We start from the raw sequence: 15,885 nt of genomic DNA, 5'->3' as shown, positions 1-15,885 counted from the left end.
CCTTCGAACGCCCCTCAACAATGAGGCCTCGCCATGACGCCTCCATGGCGCCGCGGTGACGATACCGTGACAGTCCGGCAGCGCCTGGATATGACCCTGAAGCAGGGCGACTAGGCAGTGCGCCCCAGGTCCGGCGCCACCAGCACCCTGGCCGCAGCAGGCCTGGCCCGTAGCCGCTCGATATACGCCATCAGGCGAGGCGTCTCGGCCAGGAAATCTTTAGCGGAAGGCATGCCGGCCAGATAGTCGAGCATCGGCGCGGCAATGGCATCGGCGATCGTAAAGTCATCACCGACCAGGTAGTCGCCCTGGGCCAGCTGCTGCTCCAGCAAGCCAAGCAGACGCACCACCTCCGGTTGAGCCGCCGCCACCGCATCCTCGCGGACGGCCCCGCCCTCACCCTTGGGAAACACGAATTCCAGCAGGTAGCGACGTACCAGGGCCTGATCCACGTAGAGGGCGAGCATCCCGGTCCACTGGTCGACTTGCGCCCGCTGCCAGGTCGACTCCGGCTGCAGGGCGGGCCCCTCGAAGGCCGCATCCAGATAACGGCAGATGCTCGGCGTCTCGATCAGGCGCCGCTCGCCATGCAGCAGGATGGGCACCTTGCCGAAAGGATGCAGGGCATAGTGCTCGGATGAGTGCAGTGCCATGGGGCGGCCTTCGATCTCGGCACCCAGGCTGTAGGGAATGCCCTTCTCCTCGCAGCACAGCTGAACGCTGCGCACGAAATTACTGAATTGGGGGCCGACGATATGCACGGGTGTGGTCATCTGGGTCGCTCCTTGGCTGGGAATCAATGGCCGGCAGCCGACGACGCCTGCGGCGAAGACGAGCCCCTCGAACGTGGCTAGTAGCGATAGCTATCCGGCTTGAAGGGGCCCTCTGCGTCAAGCCCCAGATAGTCTGCCTGCGCCTGGGTCATGCGCGTGATCACCCCGCCAAAACCTTCGACCATGTAGCGGGCGACCTCTTCGTCCAGGTGGCGAGGCAGCACGGAAAGTGTCAGGGCGGCGGCGCGCTCGTCTATCGGCAGGTCGGCGAAACGGCCCGCGAAAAGATGAATCTGCGCCAGCACCTGGTTGGCGAAGGAGCCATCCATGATCCGCGACGGATGGCCGGTGGCGTTGCCCAGGTTGACCAAGCGGCCCTCGGCGAGCAGCAGCAGGTAATCGTCGCTCTCGGGATCGAAGTCGCCCGGATCGCTGTCACGGTAGACCTTGTGGACCTGCGGCTTGATCTCTTCCCAATGCCACTGGCGGCGCATATAGGCGGTATCGATCTCGCTATCGAAGTGGCCGATGTTGCACACCACCGCCCCCTTCTTGAGGGCCTTCAGCATCGACGGATCGCAGGCGTCGATGTTGCCGGTGGCGGTGACCACCAGGTCGATCTTGCCGAGCAGGGCCGCATCGATGCTGGCCGCGCCACCGTTATGCCCCTCGAGGTAGGGCGATACCACTTCGAAGCCGTCCATGCAGGCCTGCATGGCGCAGATCGGGTCGATCTCCGCGATCTTGACGATCATGCCTTCCTGGCGCAGCGAGGCCGCCGAGCCCTTGCCGACATCGCCATAGCCCACCACCAGCGCCTGCTTCCCGGCCAGCAGGTGGTCGAGGCCGCGCTTGATGGCATCCGACAGGGAATGACGACAGCCGTACTTGTTGTCGTTCTTCGACTTGGTGACGGCGTCGTTGACGTTGATGGCCGGCACCTTGAGCCGGCCATCGCGCAGCATCTCGTGCAGGCGATGCACCCCGGTGGTGGTCTCCTCCGAGATGCCGTGAATCTGCTCAAGGAGCTCGGGGCGTTGCTCATGCAGCAGCGCGGTCAGATCGCCGCCGTCGTCGAGTACCAGGTTCGGTACCCAGCCATCCGGGCCCTCGACGGTCTGTTCGATGCACCACCAGAACTCTTCTTCGGTCTCGCCCTTCCAGGCGAACACCGGAATGCCCGCCGCGGCCACCGCGGCGGCGGCATGATCCTGGGTCGAGAAGATGTTGCAGGACGACCAGCGCACGCTGGCCCCCAGCACGACCAGGGTCTCGATCAGCACCGCGGTCTGGATGGTCATATGGATGCAGCCGCTGATTCGCGCACCTGCCAGCGGCCGGGCACCACGGTACTTCTCGCGGATCTTCATCAGCGCCGGCATCTCGGTCTCGGCGATGCGAATCTCGCGGCGGCCCCAGTCGGCCAGGGAGGAATCGGCGACCTTGTGGTCACCGGCCGGTACAGCGGACATGGCGGGTCGATTCATGCAACACCTCAGTCAACGAAGCGAGAGGGTACTGATACCTGACAGCGGTACGGGCACCTAACAACCGGTACTGCCACCTAATATAGGAGGCTTACCCGACTCTCACCACGCCGACCGAGCGCCTTGGATGCCCAACCAAGGCACCTAGGGTTTGTGCGAAAAGTCAGCGAGCGAAGGCAAGACAAGGCAAAAATTGGCGAAAAAGCGGACCGGGCTGGCGCTCCAGTTTACGTGGTGTAAATGAGCATTTTGACCGGGCTGGCGCTCCAGCAAATTTTTAACGCCGTATTGCCGAGCGCAGGTAGTTTTCCTACAAAGCCTAGCGCGGCGCCTTCAATACATGCCGAACCAGCCGGCCGATGGTCAGACCCTGAACGAGGATCGAGAACAGCACGATCACGTAGGTGGTGACCACCAGGGTGTTGCGGATCTCGCCGTCGGGCAGCGACAGCGCCAGGGCCACCGAGATACCGCCACGCAGCCCACCCCAGGTCAGCACGCGGGTAGTGCCGGCACGAAAGTCATGGCGGCTCGACAGCAGCCTGAGCGGCACGCCGATGATCAGGAAACGCGACACCAGAATCACCGCCACCAGCGCCAGCGCAATGCCGACCACCTCGACGCTCAGCGGCATCAGCACCAGCTCGAGGCCAATCAGCACGAACAGCACGGCGTTGAGGATCTCATCGATCAGCTCCCAGAAGGCATCCAGGTAGCGGCGAGTGCTCTCTGACATGGCGCCGTTGCGTGCCATGTTACCGATGATCAGGCCGGCCACCACCATCGCGATCGGCCCCGAGAGATGCAGAGACGACGCCAAGGCGTAGCCGCCGACCACCAGCGCCAGGCTCAGCATCACCTCGACCTGATACTGATTGATGCTGTTCATCAGCCGATAGACCAGGCCACCGAGGGCCAGGCCGAGCAGGATGCCACCACCGGCTTCCTCGATGAACAGGAGTCCCAGATGCCCGATGTCGATGCCCTCGCCGCCGGAGGTGGTGGCTACCCCCAGCAGCGCGGTGAACACCACCACCGCTACCCCGTCATTGAACAGCGACTCGCCGACGATGCGAATCTCCATGTCGACCGGGGCGCCGGCGTTGCGCATGATGCCGAGCACCGCGATGGGGTCGGTCGGCGAGATCAGCGCGCCGAAGACCAGGCAGAAGGGATAAGGCACCGCCAGGCCAGCCTGCAGGAACAGCCACCAGGCCGCACTGCCGATCACCACGGTGGAGACCAGCACCCCGAGTGTCGCCAGCAAACCGATCGAGACTCGGTAGTGGTGAAGCTTCGAGAGATCGACGTGCAGGGCGCCGGCAAACAGCAGCAGCGAGAGCATGCCGTCCATCAGCAGCACGTTGAAGTCGATGCGCTCAAGCCAGGTCTCGGCGGCCTGGGCGAATACCGTGGTCACCGTCACATGATCGAGCGCGATGACCATCAACGACATCGCCAGGGCGATCGCCATCACCCCGATGGTGGGGGGTAGGCGCAGCACCCGCTGGTTGAACCACATGCACAGCGCAGTGAGCGTGATGAAGAGTGCAGCAAGATTGAGCATTCAGGCGCATCCTTGGCGAATGACAACATACTAGCGAGGGTGGAGCGGCCTGGGGTGGCCAAGCCACAAACATGTGGCCACATGCAGGTAGCCACGCACTAATTGACCATGAGCTACTTGGTCATGAGCTACGTGGTCATGAACAACAGAATCATAAACAACAGGACCCGCCGAAGCGGGTCCCATCAAACCGGCCTACCAGCACTGGCTTAAACGCCGGCGGAGCGCTTGAGGGCCTCGACCTTGTCGGTCTTCTCCCAGGGGAAGGCCGTGAAGGTCTCGGTCTGTAGTTCGCCGTTGACGTCGGTCCACTGATAGCTGGTCTCGAACGGCTCGCGGCCGAAGTGACCATAGGCCGCGGTCAGCTGATACATCGGATGCAGCAGGTCGAGCATGCGAGTGATGGCATTCGGGCGCAGGTCGAAATGCTCGCGCACCAGCTCGATGAGCTTGGCATCGCTGATCTTGCCGGTGCCGAAGGTGTTGACCGACACCGAGGTCGGCTCGGCCACGCCGATGGCGTAGGAGACCTGGATCTCGCATTTGTCGGCAAGCCCGGCAGCGACCAGGTTCTTGGCCACGTAGCGGCCGGCATAGGCGGCACTGCGGTCGACCTTGGACGGGTCCTTACCGGAGAAGGCGCCGCCACCGTGGCGGGCCATGCCGCCGTAGGTGTCGACGATGATCTTGCGGCCGGTCAGGCCACAGTCACCCACCGGGCCGCCGATCACGAACTTGCCGGTCGGGTTGATATGGTACTGGGTACTGTCGGTCAGCCACTCGGCGGGCAGCACCTGCTCGATGATCTCGCGCTTGACCATCTTGCGCAGGTCGCTCTGATCGATTTCCGGGTCATGCTGGGTCGAGAGCACCACCGCGTCGACGGCCACCGGCTTACCATCGTCACCGTAGCGGAAGGTGACCTGGCTCTTGGCGTCCGGGCGCAGCCAAGGCAGCATGCCGCTCTTACGCAGCTCTGCCTGACGCTCGACCAGCCGATGCGAGTAGTGGATCGGTGCCGGCATGAAGGAGTCGGTTTCGTTGGTAGCATAGCCGAACATCAGCCCCTGGTCGCCAGCACCCTGATCTTCAGGCTTGCTGCGATCGACACCCTGGGCGATATCGACGCTCTGCTTGCCGATCAGGTTGAGCACGCCACAGGTTTCGCCGTCGAAGCCGACGTCGGAGGAAGTATAGCCGATGTCCAGGATGACCTGGCGTACCAGTTCCTCGAGATCGACCCACGCCGAGGTGGAAATCTCGCCGGCGACGATGGCCACACCGGTTTTCACCAGGGTCTCGCATGCCACGCGCGCCTGCTTGTCGCGGGCGATGATGGCGTCCAGCACCGCATCGGAAATCTGGTCGGCGATCTTGTCCGGATGCCCTTCGGACACGGACTCGGAAGTAAACAGGGAGTATTCGCTCATGGCGTCCTCGACCCTCTATCAATAACGGCCTATCAATAACGGCGTGGGGGGCACAGCACGGCGGCTGAAGCTGCATCGCCGACTGCCTTCCTGGGTGGCAGACGCGACACGCGACGGGCCAAAGGGCCTCAGGGCGGCGATTCTACACCAGAGCAGTCATCGGTTCCTAGAAGCCCCACGAGGCGCGGCAATTGATGGTTGCGCCCTTCTCGGCGACAATACGTCCCCTGAATCCAGCGTGCCGCATGCCGCGGTGCCATTCCGCCATCATGCTCGAGTCGCCCGCCCTGCCGCGCGGAGCCACCCGGGCACTGCCTAATTGCCGCAGGCGAGGAGCTTGTCAATGCCGTCCCGTTTCGAACTGGCCAATGCCATTCGCGCGCTGTCCATGGATGCCGTGCAGAAAGCCAAGTCTGGCCATCCCGGCGCCCCCATGGGCATGGCCGATATCGCCGAAGTCCTCTGGAACGACTTCATGAGCCATAACCCGGCCAACCCGAACTGGGCCAATCGCGACCGCTTCGTGATGTCCAACGGCCACGGCTCCATGCTGGTCTACTCGCTCTTGCACCTGACCGGGTATGACCTCACCCTCGAAGACCTGCAGAACTTCCGCCAGCTGCACTCCAAGACCCCGGGGCACCCCGAGTTCGGCTACACGCCGGGCGTCGAGACGACGACCGGCCCGCTGGGTCAGGGCCTGGCCAACGCCGTAGGCATGGCGCTGGCCGAACGCACCCTGGCGGCCCAGTTCAACCGCGACGGCCACGAAATCGTCGATCACCACACCTACTGCTTCGTTGGCGACGGCTGCCTGATGGAAGGCGTCTCCCATGAGGTCGCCTCGCTGGCCGGCACTCAGGGCCTGGGCAAGCTGATCACCTTCTATGACGACAACGGCATCTCGATCGACGGTGAAGTCGAAGGCTGGTTCACCGACGACACCGCCAAGCGCTTCGAGAGCTACGGCTGGCACGTGGTGCCCAACGTCGACGGCCACAAGCCCGAAGAGATCAAGGCCGCCGTCGAGCTCGCCAAGAGCCACGACGACCGCCCGAGTCTGATCATCTGCAAGACCATCATCGGCTTCGGTGCCCCCAACAAGCAGGGCAAGGAAGAGTGCCACGGTGCGGCACTGGGCGACGACGAAGTGGCCGCCGCCCGCGTTCAGCTCGACTGGCCCCACGCGCCCTTCCACGTGCCGGAAGATATCTACAAGGGCTGGGACGCCATCCAAACCGGCGAAGCCCGCGAGGCCGAGTGGAACGCTCGCTTCCAGCGCTACGCCGACGCCTTCCCGGCCGAGGCCCGCGAGCTGACCCGCCGCCTCAAGGGCGAGCTGCCCCGCGACCTGACCAGCGAAGCGCTGATCGAACAGGCACAGGAGAAAGGCGAGAGCATCGCCTCGCGCAAGGCGTCACTTGGCGTGCTCAATGAGCTGGGCCCGCAGTTGCCCGAGCTGCTGGGTGGCAGCGCCGACCTGGCGCCGTCCAACCTGACGTTCTGGAAGGGTGCCAAGGCGATCAGCCAGACCGAGCCCGGCGGCAACTACCTGCATTACGGCGTGCGCGAGTTCGGCATGGCCGCAATCATCAACGGCGTTGCCCTGCACGGCGGCTTCGTGCCTTACGGCGCGACCTTCCTGATCTTCTCAGAATACATGCGCAACGCCATACGCATGGCGGCCCTGATGGGTCAGCGCGCTATCCATGTATTCACCCATGACTCCATTGGCCTGGGCGAAGACGGCCCGACCCACCAGCCGATCGAGCAGCTGACCACCCTGCGCTCAACGCCGAACCTGTCGACCTGGCGCCCGGCCGATGCCGTCGAGACCGCTGCCGCCTGGCATGCCGGCCTCAAGCGTCATTCCGGCCCCAGCGCGCTGGTGCTGTCCCGTCAGGGGCTGCCGCACCAGGCACGCGACAAGCACCAGCTCGCCAACATCCAGCGTGGCGGTTACATTCTCAAGGACTGTGAAGGCACCCCGGAGCTGATCCTGATCGCCACCGGCTCCGAAGTCGGCCTGGCCATGGACGCCGCCGGCAAGCTTGGCGAGCAGGGCCGCGCCGTGCGCGTGGTATCGATGCCGTCCACCGACGTCTTCGACGCCCAGGACGCCGCCTACCGCCAAGCGGTGCTGCCGCTGGAAGTCGGCGCCCGCATTGCCATCGAAGCCGGCCATCGCGATTTCTGGTTCAAGTACGTGGGCCTCGAGGGCCGCATCATCGGCATGGACAGCTTCGGCGAGTCTGCCCCGGCCGGCGATTTGTTCAAGGAGTTCGGTTTCACCGTCGAGAACCTGGTGAGCGAAGCCGAACAGCTGCTGGACGACGCCGCCGAGTAAGGCAAGCGGGGCGTCGCGACAGCAGAGGCACCCGCGGTAGCAACGCCCGGGATGACAACGAAGAAGGGCACGGCAACCGCCGTGCCCTTTTTGTCGCCCACATCGGCTCCGTTCAACAGAGCTGCTTAGCGGCCCCGTGTCAAAAAGCAATGCGCGTCAGGCAATGGTGACCTCGGGGTCCAGATAGACGTCCTGAATGGCGTTGAGCAGCTGAACGCCTTCGGCCATTGGCTTCTGGAAGGCCTTGCGCCCGGAGATCAGCCCCATGCCGCCGCCGCGCTTGTTGATCACCGCGGTGCGCACCGCCTGTGCCATATCGCTTTCGCCACCCGAGGCGCCGCCGGAGTTGATCAGCCCGGCGCGGCCCAGATAGCAGCTCGCTACCTGATAGCGTGCCAGGTCGATGGGGTGCTCGCTGGTCAGTTCGCTGTAGACCTTGTAATGGGTGTGGCCAAAGCCGATCGTCCGATAGCCGTCGTTGGTCTCAGCGAGCTTCTGCTTGACGATATCGGCCTTCAAGGTCGCCGCCAGATGGATCGCCTGGCCTGTCAGGTCGGCGGCGACGTGGTAGTCGGTGCCCTCCTGCTTGAAGGCCGGATTGCGCAGATAGGCCCACAACACCGTGACCATGCCAAACTCATGGGCGCGCTCGAAGGCCGCGCTGACTTCCTCGATCTGACGGCGACACTCCGGCGAACCGAAATAGATGGTCGCCCCCACCGCCACGCAGCCCATGGCGTGGGCCTGATCGACGCTGGCGAACAACGTCTGGTCGTGCAGGGTTGGGTAGGTCAGGGTCTCGTTATGATTGAGTTTCAAGAGCAGCGGAATCTTGTGGGCATAGCGCCTGGCGACCGAGGCCAGCCCACCCAGGGTCGAGGCCACAGCGTTGCAGCCGCCTTCGATCGCCAGCTCGACGATGTTGGCCGGGTCGAAGTACAGCGGGTTGGGCGCAAAGGAGGCGCCGGCCGAATGCTCAATGCCCTGGTCGACGGGCAGGATGCTCAGATAGCCGGTGCCGCCCAGCCGACCGTGGTTGTACAGGGCCTGCATGTTGCGCAGCACTTGAGGGCTTCGGTCGTTATCGATCATCACTCGGTCGACGAAGTCTGGCCCCGGCAGGTGCAGCTGCTCGCGGGGAATCGCGCTGCAGCGGTGCTCCAGCAGGTAACTTGCTTCATCGCCCAGAATCTTGGCGGTCTCGCTCATGGGATGCGCTCCTTGCAGTGGAAGTGGATGCCTCTTCATGGTAGCCAGCAGCACTGCGACCACAAGCACCCGTGTCACTCTTGCCTGCCTCGCGCGCTACTTTCTCACCCCCTTTCTCACACCCTGTTTTACGCTCTGTTTTACGCCACAAGAATCTCCCGGCAGGTGGCATCAACGGCGCGTCTCTCATGCCCCCCTCACGGCTGCCCACAACGGATGGCGAAGAGATTTTTCCCCGCTCTCAAGGCATTATACCGCCCAGGGAACAGAACACTGAGGAGGGAAAGGTGATCGCATTACTGCGCGGGTTTCTATGGCTGACGGGGTTCTGGCTCGCCGGCGAGACGCTGGTCGTGCTGCTCGGCCTTCCCGTTTCGGCGGGGGTGGTGGGCATGCTGTTGATGGCCGGCATGCTGATGCTGCGCGTCGGGCGACTCGATGACATCGCCGCCGCCAGCCAGCCGCTGATCGGCCTGCTGGCGATGCTGATCATGCCAGGCGTGGTGGGCGTATTCTTCGTCGCCGACGACTTTGCCGGCCAGTGGCTTGCCGTCGCGGTCGCACTAGTGGGCGGCACCCTTGCAAGCGTACTGACCACCCTTCTGCTGATGCGCCGTTTCATGCCCCCCGAGCCCGGCTCAGCCACACCGGAAGAGACGCCGTCATGAGTGCTTCACTGATCGAGCTGCAAGAGGCGCTGCTGGCCACCCCGCTGTCGGCCATCGCCCTGACGCTTGCCGCCTACCTCGCTTCATTGTGGATCGTCGAGCGCATCGGGCGTCCCAGCTGGTGCCCGGCGGTCCTGCTGGCCGCCCTGCTGGTCGCCGCCAGCCTGTGGATGCTGTCGATCGACGTTATCGACTACCAGCGCGGTGCCGGCTGGCTGATGCTGCTGCTGGGCCCCGCGACGGTGGCGCTCGGCGTGCCGCTCTACCAGCAGCTGCATCACATCCGGGCGCTTTGGAAACCGCTGGCGCTCTCCCTGCCACCAGCGGCGGCGCTGGCCTCCTGCTACTCCCTGGCGCTGGCCTGGGCGCTAGGAGCAAGCCCCGAAGTGCTCGCCTCGCTGGCGCCAAAGTCGGTGACGGCGCCGATTGCACTGGGCATCATCGACGAGCTGGGCGGCTCGGTGCCGCTGCTGATGGGCGGACTGCTGATCACCGGCGTGATGGCGACCCTCGCGGTCAGCCTGCTGGCCGCGCCGCTGGGCATTCGCGACCATCGTATCCTCGGCTTCGCGCTGGGCATCAACGGCCACGCCATCGGCACCGTACGCGCCTTCGAAATGAGCCCTACCGCCGGCGCCTTCGCCTCGCTGGGCATGAGCCTGACCGGCATCTTCACAGCCCTGTGCCTGCCGCTGGCCTGGCGGCTGCTGGGGCTCTAGCCCGGATATCGTCAGGCTCTAGCCGGGCCGTCACGCGCCACGCACGGCCTGCAAGGCTGGCGCTTTTGCGCTAGAATCGTCGCCCTGTCGTCACCGAGTGCCCACCGGGCGCGGTCTTTCGTCTTCGTGTGATTTTCGTGTGTCTTTTGTGTGAGTGGAACCGACATCGTGGAAGCTGAGCCTCGTCCCATGGCCTATCGGATCGCCATCAACGGCTATGGCCGCATCGGCCAATGCGTGCTGCGTGCGCTGACCGAGCGCCAGGCAAAGGCGCCTGGCGACGCTTCGCCGGGCGACGCCTCACCAACCCTCGAGGTGGTGGCGATCAACGAGCTTTCCGATCTTGACACCATCACCTACCTGACGCGCTACGACACCACCCACGGGCGCTTTCCCGGCCAGGTCGAGGGCCGCGATGGCCATCTCTACATCAACGATCGGCCGATCCAGGTGCTCAGCGAGCAAGACCCGGATCGCCTGCCCTGGCAGGCACTGGGCATCGATCTGGTGATCGAGTGTTCGGGCAGTTTCAAGGACCGCGCCACGGCCAGCCGTCACCTCGACGCCGGCGCCAAGCGCCTGCTGTTTTCCCAGCCCGCCGAGAGCGACGTCGATGCCACCATCGTCACCGGCATCAACGACGCCGACCTGACGCCTGATTGCCGCATCGTCTCCGCCGCCTCCTGTACCACCAACTGCCTGGTGCCGGTGCTGACCATGCTCGACGAGGCACTGGGCGTCGAGCACGGCGTGACCACCACCATTCACTCGGCGATGAACGACCAGCCGGTGATCGACGCCTACCACCAGACCGACCTGCGTCTGACCCGTTCGGCGATGCAGTCGATCGTGCCGGTCGACACCGGGCTGGCCCGGGGCATCAACCGCCTGATGCCCCACCTCAAGGATCGCTTCGAGTGCCTGCACGTGCGGGTGCCGACCATCAACGTCTCGGCCATGGATCTCGCCATCTGCGTGCGCCGCGACACCACGGCCGAAGCCGTCAACGCGCTGCTCAAGAAAGCCTGCCACGAGCGCCTGTCGGGCCTGGTGGGCTACACCGAGGAGCCCATGGCCTCGGTCGACTTCAACCACGACCCGCGCTCCGGTATCGTGGACGCCACCCAAACCCGTGTCGCCGGCGGCCGGCTGATCAAGATGCTGTGCTGGTTCGACAACGAATGGGGCTACGCCAACCGCATGCTCGACGTCACCGAACGGCTGGCAAGGCTAGGCGTTGTTCCCACGATCGACGAGCGATGACCCGGCAAGGAAATGCCTGAAGGCCCCGGTATGAGCGCCGTTTCCGTCTCTCTCACCTGGCTTGCAACCCAGAGGACACTGCCCCGATGAATGTTCGCAAGATGACCGACCTGGACCTCGCCGGTCAGCGCGTGCTGATCCGCGAAGATCTCAACGTGCCGATCAAGAACGGCCGCGTTACCAGCGATGCACGGCTGCGCGCCTGTCTGCCGACCATCCTGGCGGCCCGCGACTCGGGCGCCAAGGTGTTGCTGATGAGCCACCTGGGGCGTCCCACCGAAGGCGAGCCGGCCGAGGAATTCTCTCTGGCGCCGGTCGCCGAACGTCTCGGCGAGCTGCTCGAGCGCCCGGTGCGCGTGGTCAAGGACTACCTTGGCGCCAACGTCGACGTGTCTGATGGCGAAGTCGTGCTGCTCGAGAACGTGCGCTTCAACGAAGGCGAGAAGAAAGACGAAGAGACGCTGTCCAAGCAGTATGCCGAGCTCTGCGACATCTTCGTGATGGATGCCTTCGGCACCGCCCACCGCGCCCAGGCCTCGACCCACGGTGTGGCACGTTTCGCGCCAACCGCCTGCGCCGGACCGCTGCTGGCCGCCGAGCTCGAAGCCCTGGAAAAGGCGCTGGCCAAGCCGGCACGCCCGATGGTGGCCATCGTTGGCGGCTCCAAGGTGTCCACCAAGCTCGACGTGCTGACCGCGCTTTCCGAGAAGTGCGACCAGCTGATCGTCGGCGGCGGCATCGCCAACACCTTCATCGCCGCGGCGGGCTACAACGTCGGCAAGTCTCTGCATGAAGCCGACCTGGTCGACCAGGCCAAGGCGCTGATGGCCAAGGTCGAGATCCCGCTGCCCACCGACGTGGTGGTCGCCACCGAGTTCTCGGAGAACGCCTCCGCGGTGACCAAGCCGGTCGACCAGGTGGCGGACGACGAGATGATCCTCGATATCGGCCCCGACACCGCCTCCCGCCTGGGTGGCCTGCTCAAGGACGCCGGCACCATTCTGTGGAACGGCCCGGTCGGCGTGTTCGAGATCGACCAGTTCGGCCACGGCACCGAAGCTCTGTCGAAGGCCATCGCCGAGAGCAACGGCTTCTCCATCGCCGGCGGCGGCGACACCCTGGCAGCCATCGACAAGTACGACATCGCCGACAAGGTGTCCTACATCTCCACCGGCGGCGGCGCCTTCCTCGAGTACGTGGAAGGCAAGACCCTGCCGGCCGTCACGGCGCTTCGCGATGCCTTCGAGGCCGCAAAATAACCCAGGCAGTCAACTGAGATAGTCAGTGAGATAGTCAGTGAGATAGTCAGTGAGATAGTCAGTGAGATAGTCACTGAGACACTAACCAGTACCCCACATCCCTTGATCTTCACGGCGTGGCCCAGCCACGCCGTCCTTATGTACAACAGGTGAGTTCATGGCACTTATCAGCATGCGCCAAATGCTGGATCACGCCGCCGAGCACGGCTACGGCGTACCGGCCTTCAACGTCAACAACCTCGAGCAGATGCGCGCCATCCTCGAAGCGGCTGACAAGACCGACTCCCCGGTCATCGTTCAGGCCTCCGCCGGGGCCCGCAAGTACGCCGGCGCCCCCTTCCTGCGCCACCTGATCCTCGCCGCCATCGAGGAATTCCCGCATATCCCCATCGCCATGCACCAGGACCACGGCACCAGCCCGTCGGTCTGCCAGCGCTCCATCCAGCTAGGGTTCTCCTCGGTGATGATGGACGGCTCTCTCGGCGAAGACGGCAAGACCCCGGCCAGCTATGAATACAACGTCGACGTGACCCGTCGCACCGTCGAGATGGCGCATGCCTGCGGCGTCTCCGTCGAAGGCGAGCTGGGCTGCCTGGGCAGCCTCGAGACCGGCATGGCCGGCGAGGAAGACGGCATCGGCGCGGAAGGCAAGCTCGATCACGACCAGCTGCTCACCGACCCGGAAGAGGCCGCCGACTTCGTCAAGGCGACCCACGTCGATGCCCTGGCCATCGCCATCGGCACCAGCCACGGCGCCTACAAGTTCACGCGGCCGCCCACCGGCGACACCCTCTCGATCCAGCGCATCAAGGAAATCCACGCCCGCATCCCCAACACCCACCTGGTGATGCACGGCTCCTCCTCAGTGCCGCAGGAATGGCTCGAAATCATCAACGAGTACGGCGGCGCCATCCCCGAGACCTACGGCGTGCCGGTCTCCGAGATCGTCGAAGGCATCAAGCACGGCGTGCGCAAGGTCAACATCGACACCGACCTGCGTCTGGCCTCCACCGGCGCCGTACGTCGCTTCCTGGCCAACAACCCGGCCGAGTTCGATCCGCGCAAGTTCATGAAGGAAACCGTCAGCGCCATGCGCGATGTCTGCATCGCCCGCTACGAAGCCTTCGGCACCGCCGGTAACGCCTCGAAGATCAAGCCGGTCAACCTGGAAGAAATGTTCAAGCGCTACGAGCGCGGCGAACTGGACCCCAAGGTCAAGTAAGCCCTATCGCCCACCGGCCTTGCGCCGGTGGGCACCCTTTGAGGCTCTCCTTTGAGGACCCGCCATGCATAACCTCTGGATTCCCGTCGTCGCCATCCTCGCCGTTGCCGGTATGATCTTCGGTGGCCAGGCCTATTCCGAGGCAAAGCGCGATGCCCATATCGCCGAGCTGATCAGCGAACGTCTCGACAGCCAGGCGCCGACCGAGATTTCCCACCTGGCGCGGGTCAACAAGGGCTATGGCGTTTGCGGCGACTATGCGCTGTCAGGCGACGAAACTGGCCGCTTCTACTACAACACCGCCACCGAAAGCCTGGCGCTGGGCACCGATGCCCCGCAGTATCGCGACAACTGCCATAACCTGCCCGAATAATGCCTTTAGCGTCTCAGTTCTTGAGCCGCCCCACCAGTTCGAGTGCGCCACCCTCAGGCGCCAGCACCAGAATCTCGCCGGAGCGCGGATAAACGCCGGTGAGTGCGGTGATATTGACCTGATGGGTGACCAGTACCAACGCTCCCTCGCCGTTCCAGGCGTCGATAAGCTCGCCTAGTTCGCGGGTCTGCCGCTCGGCGGCACCGCGATCGCGAAAGAAGGAGTCAAGTGCCGGGGTAGGTATCACTTCGCCAAGCCCCAACAGCTCGGCGGTGTCGAGGCAGCGGCACCAGCGGCTCGCGCGCACCTCAGTCACCGCGATACCCCGTTCACGAAACCGCTCGCCGATGGCGCGGGCCTGGGCACGGCCCTCCGCGGAAAGGTTGCGCTGGGTGGCGCAGTCATCCAGTGCAAAGCCCGCTGGGTCGCCGGTGCCGGGCGCCAAAGCGTGGCGCATCAGGGCAACGTGACCGCCACTGGCAAGCGCGGCCCAAGCGGCGTTGTCCTCTTGCGCCTCGGCGTCACGAGGCGCGACCAAGCCGATGGCGGCCAGTAAGAGCAGCGCCAGCATCGAAAAGGCGTGCAGCGATAGCGTCGGGCGTCGAATCATCGGGACCTCACGGGTGAAGAGCGGGTGGCCATTCATGCCGTCGTAGCGGCAGAAGTAGCGTCGTGCCTTCAGCCTAGTCCATACCACCTGGGGCCTCGTTTAGAACCGGGCGCGGAAGTGCCATTCATCATCACCGACATCGTTGCGAATGGCCTCGACCAGGGAAGGGTCCAGCTCGGGGTCGTCGAGCTCAAAGAGACCGCAGCGCGCCAGAGCGCGGCGTGGGTTGACCGGTTCGCTCAGTCGCTCATAGACCACCCGCACGCAGCAGGGCATGCGCTCGCTGCTATCGGCTACGCCAAGCTTGAGCCCGGTAAGACGCGAGACATGGCTGCGAAAGCTGGGGAACAGAATGGTCTGGGTGACTTCGTGGCCGTTGAGCGATTCGTAATCGACCATGAAGATGCGGTCGGTCAGGAACAACGCGGCGCCGCGATAGCGGTTGTGGTAGGGCCGCTGGTCGGTTGCAGAGGTCATTCGCTCGGTGCGCTGATAGAGGGTACTGCCCTCGTGGGATTCCAGGCAGACCAGGGTGCGCAGCACCTTGCCGGGCTGCGACATGGAGAGATAGTGCTCGTAGTAGCAGCCAACATAGCGCGACATGCCGCGGCTGCCCTGGCTGAGCAGCGCATCGGGCAAGCTCAGCGAGCTGTGCGGTTCGTCGAGCTCTTCAACCGACTCCTCGGCGGGCCGGGGGCGCTGCCTGATCAGCGGCATGAAGTCGTCATGGGGCAGCAGGATCTCGTGAACCTCGACCCCGAAGAAGTCGCAAATGCGCCGCATGATGCTGTCGCTGGGCCGGTAACGGCCGCTCAGGTAGCGGTTGAACTGCGGCCGGTTGATATCGAGCCGCCGGCACACCTCGGCGATGGAGCGGTAATAGCTGCACAGCAGGCGAAGGTTGGCCGCAAAATCATCATGCATGTCGAGTCCTGTTTACGCTGAGCCCTGGTTAACC

At 64.5% G+C, this 15,885-nt stretch carries 14 protein-coding genes; 7 read left to right on the top strand and 7 right to left on the bottom strand.

Annotated elements, in window-relative coordinates:
* Nucleotides 1-110: 110 nt before the first annotated feature.
* The 4 genes from BCL93_RS15485 to metK all read right to left on the bottom strand — a co-directional run bounded on the left by BCL93_RS15485 (nt 111) and on the right by metK (nt 5,257).
* Nucleotides 111-773 (bottom strand): glutathione S-transferase family protein, encoded by a 663-nt coding sequence (locus BCL93_RS15485; RefSeq protein WP_112056146.1) that lies wholly within the window; start codon nt 771-773, stop codon nt 111-113.
* Between the two features lie 77 nt (nt 774-850).
* A complete protein-coding gene (ahcY, locus tag BCL93_RS15480; protein ID WP_220086291.1) occupies nt 851-2,260 on the bottom strand; it encodes an adenosylhomocysteinase in 1,410 nt (469 codons plus the stop codon).
* A 319-nt stretch (nt 2,261-2,579) separates the two neighbouring features.
* Nucleotides 2,580-3,827 (bottom strand): cation:proton antiporter, encoded by a 1,248-nt coding sequence (locus BCL93_RS15475; protein WP_112056144.1) that lies wholly within the window; start codon nt 3,825-3,827, stop codon nt 2,580-2,582.
* 209 nt (nt 3,828-4,036) lie between these two features.
* Entirely contained in the window at nt 4,037-5,257 is a 1,221-nt protein-coding gene (gene metK, locus BCL93_RS15470) for a methionine adenosyltransferase (RefSeq protein ID WP_112056143.1), read from the bottom strand.
* A 343-nt stretch (nt 5,258-5,600) separates the two neighbouring features.
* Between metK and tkt the strand changes: the two genes are divergently transcribed.
* Nucleotides 5,601-7,604 carry a transketolase gene (gene tkt, locus BCL93_RS15465; RefSeq protein WP_112056142.1) on the top strand — a complete coding sequence of 668 codons (2,004 nt, stop codon included), beginning with the start codon at nt 5,601-5,603 and terminating at the stop codon, nt 7,602-7,604.
* A 156-nt stretch (nt 7,605-7,760) separates the two neighbouring features.
* Here tkt and BCL93_RS15460 read toward each other — a convergent pair whose 3' ends face one another.
* The gene (locus BCL93_RS15460) at nt 7,761-8,813 is read right to left on the bottom strand and encodes a class I fructose-bisphosphate aldolase (protein ID WP_112056141.1); all 1,053 of its coding nucleotides are present in this window, start codon (nt 8,811-8,813) and stop codon (nt 7,761-7,763) included.
* A 290-nt stretch (nt 8,814-9,103) separates the two neighbouring features.
* Between BCL93_RS15460 and BCL93_RS15455 the strand changes: the two genes are divergently transcribed.
* The 6 genes from BCL93_RS15455 to BCL93_RS15430 all read left to right on the top strand — a co-directional run bounded on the left by BCL93_RS15455 (nt 9,104) and on the right by BCL93_RS15430 (nt 14,317).
* Nucleotides 9,104-9,481 (top strand): CidA/LrgA family protein, encoded by a 378-nt coding sequence (locus BCL93_RS15455; RefSeq protein WP_181463114.1) that lies wholly within the window; start codon nt 9,104-9,106, stop codon nt 9,479-9,481.
* Nucleotides 9,478-10,200, top strand: a complete 723-nt coding sequence (locus BCL93_RS15450; RefSeq protein ID WP_112056139.1) for an LrgB family protein — start codon at nt 9,478-9,480, stop codon at nt 10,198-10,200. Before BCL93_RS15455 ends, BCL93_RS15450 begins: the two co-directional genes overlap by 4 nt.
* 189 nt (nt 10,201-10,389) lie before the next feature.
* Nucleotides 10,390-11,463, top strand: coding sequence for a type I glyceraldehyde-3-phosphate dehydrogenase (locus BCL93_RS15445; RefSeq protein ID WP_112056138.1), 1,074 nt, complete (start codon nt 10,390-10,392; stop codon nt 11,461-11,463).
* Between the two features lie 86 nt (nt 11,464-11,549).
* Nucleotides 11,550-12,722: a phosphoglycerate kinase gene (locus BCL93_RS15440; RefSeq protein WP_112056137.1), complete on the top strand. Its 1,173-nt coding sequence runs from the start codon at nt 11,550-11,552 to the stop codon at nt 12,720-12,722.
* Nucleotides 12,723-12,879: 157 nt separating this feature from the next.
* Nucleotides 12,880-13,944, top strand: a complete 1,065-nt coding sequence (gene fba / locus BCL93_RS15435) for a class II fructose-bisphosphate aldolase (protein ID WP_112056136.1) — start codon at nt 12,880-12,882, stop codon at nt 13,942-13,944.
* A gap of 64 nt (nt 13,945-14,008) precedes the next feature.
* Complete coding sequence (locus BCL93_RS15430; RefSeq protein WP_112056135.1) at nt 14,009-14,317, top strand: hypothetical protein; 309 nt, start codon at nt 14,009-14,011, stop codon at nt 14,315-14,317.
* Nucleotides 14,318-14,330: 13 nt separating this feature from the next.
* Here BCL93_RS15430 and BCL93_RS17540 read toward each other — a convergent pair whose 3' ends face one another.
* Nucleotides 14,331-15,014 carry a histidine phosphatase family protein gene (locus tag BCL93_RS17540; RefSeq protein WP_258396617.1) on the bottom strand — a complete coding sequence of 228 codons (684 nt, stop codon included), beginning with the start codon at nt 15,012-15,014 and terminating at the stop codon, nt 14,331-14,333.
* 12 nt (nt 15,015-15,026) lie between these two features.
* Entirely contained in the window at nt 15,027-15,851 is an 825-nt protein-coding gene (locus tag BCL93_RS15420) for a helix-turn-helix transcriptional regulator (protein ID WP_112056134.1), read from the bottom strand.
* Between the last annotated feature and the right edge of the window lie 34 nt (nt 15,852-15,885).

The organism is Onishia taeanensis (assembly GCF_003268885.1).
In the GTDB taxonomy this organism is placed as follows: Bacteria; Pseudomonadota; Gammaproteobacteria; order Pseudomonadales; family Halomonadaceae; genus Onishia; species Onishia taeanensis_A.
The sequence above is the reverse complement of the archived record's forward strand: the minus strand, read 5'-3'. Positions and strand labels throughout refer to the sequence as shown.

Excerpts from the sequence above, each read along its gene's own strand:
- BCL93_RS15460 (WP_112056141.1), bottom strand. The coding sequence starts at position 8,813 with ATGAGCGAGACCGCCAAGATTCTGGGCGATGAAGCAAGTTACCTGCTG.
- BCL93_RS15485 (WP_112056146.1), bottom strand. The coding sequence starts at position 773 with ATGACCACACCCGTGCATATCGTCGGCCCCCAATTCAGTAATTTCGTG.
- tkt (WP_112056142.1), top strand. The coding sequence starts at position 5,601 with ATGCCGTCCCGTTTCGAACTGGCCAATGCCATTCGCGCGCTGTCCATG.
- BCL93_RS15450 (WP_112056139.1), top strand. The coding sequence starts at position 9,478 with ATGAGTGCTTCACTGATCGAGCTGCAAGAGGCGCTGCTGGCCACCCCG.
- fba (WP_112056136.1), top strand. The coding sequence starts at position 12,880 with ATGGCACTTATCAGCATGCGCCAAATGCTGGATCACGCCGCCGAGCAC.
- BCL93_RS15430 (WP_112056135.1), top strand. The coding sequence starts at position 14,009 with ATGCATAACCTCTGGATTCCCGTCGTCGCCATCCTCGCCGTTGCCGGT.
- BCL93_RS15440 (WP_112056137.1), top strand. The coding sequence starts at position 11,550 with ATGAATGTTCGCAAGATGACCGACCTGGACCTCGCCGGTCAGCGCGTG.
- ahcY (WP_220086291.1), bottom strand. The coding sequence starts at position 2,260 with ATGAATCGACCCGCCATGTCCGCTGTACCGGCCGGTGACCACAAGGTC.
- BCL93_RS15445 (WP_112056138.1), top strand. The coding sequence starts at position 10,390 with ATGGCCTATCGGATCGCCATCAACGGCTATGGCCGCATCGGCCAATGC.
- BCL93_RS15420 (WP_112056134.1), bottom strand. The coding sequence starts at position 15,851 with ATGCATGATGATTTTGCGGCCAACCTTCGCCTGCTGTGCAGCTATTAC.
- metK (WP_112056143.1), bottom strand. The coding sequence starts at position 5,257 with ATGAGCGAATACTCCCTGTTTACTTCCGAGTCCGTGTCCGAAGGGCAT.
- BCL93_RS15475 (WP_112056144.1), bottom strand. The coding sequence starts at position 3,827 with ATGCTCAATCTTGCTGCACTCTTCATCACGCTCACTGCGCTGTGCATG.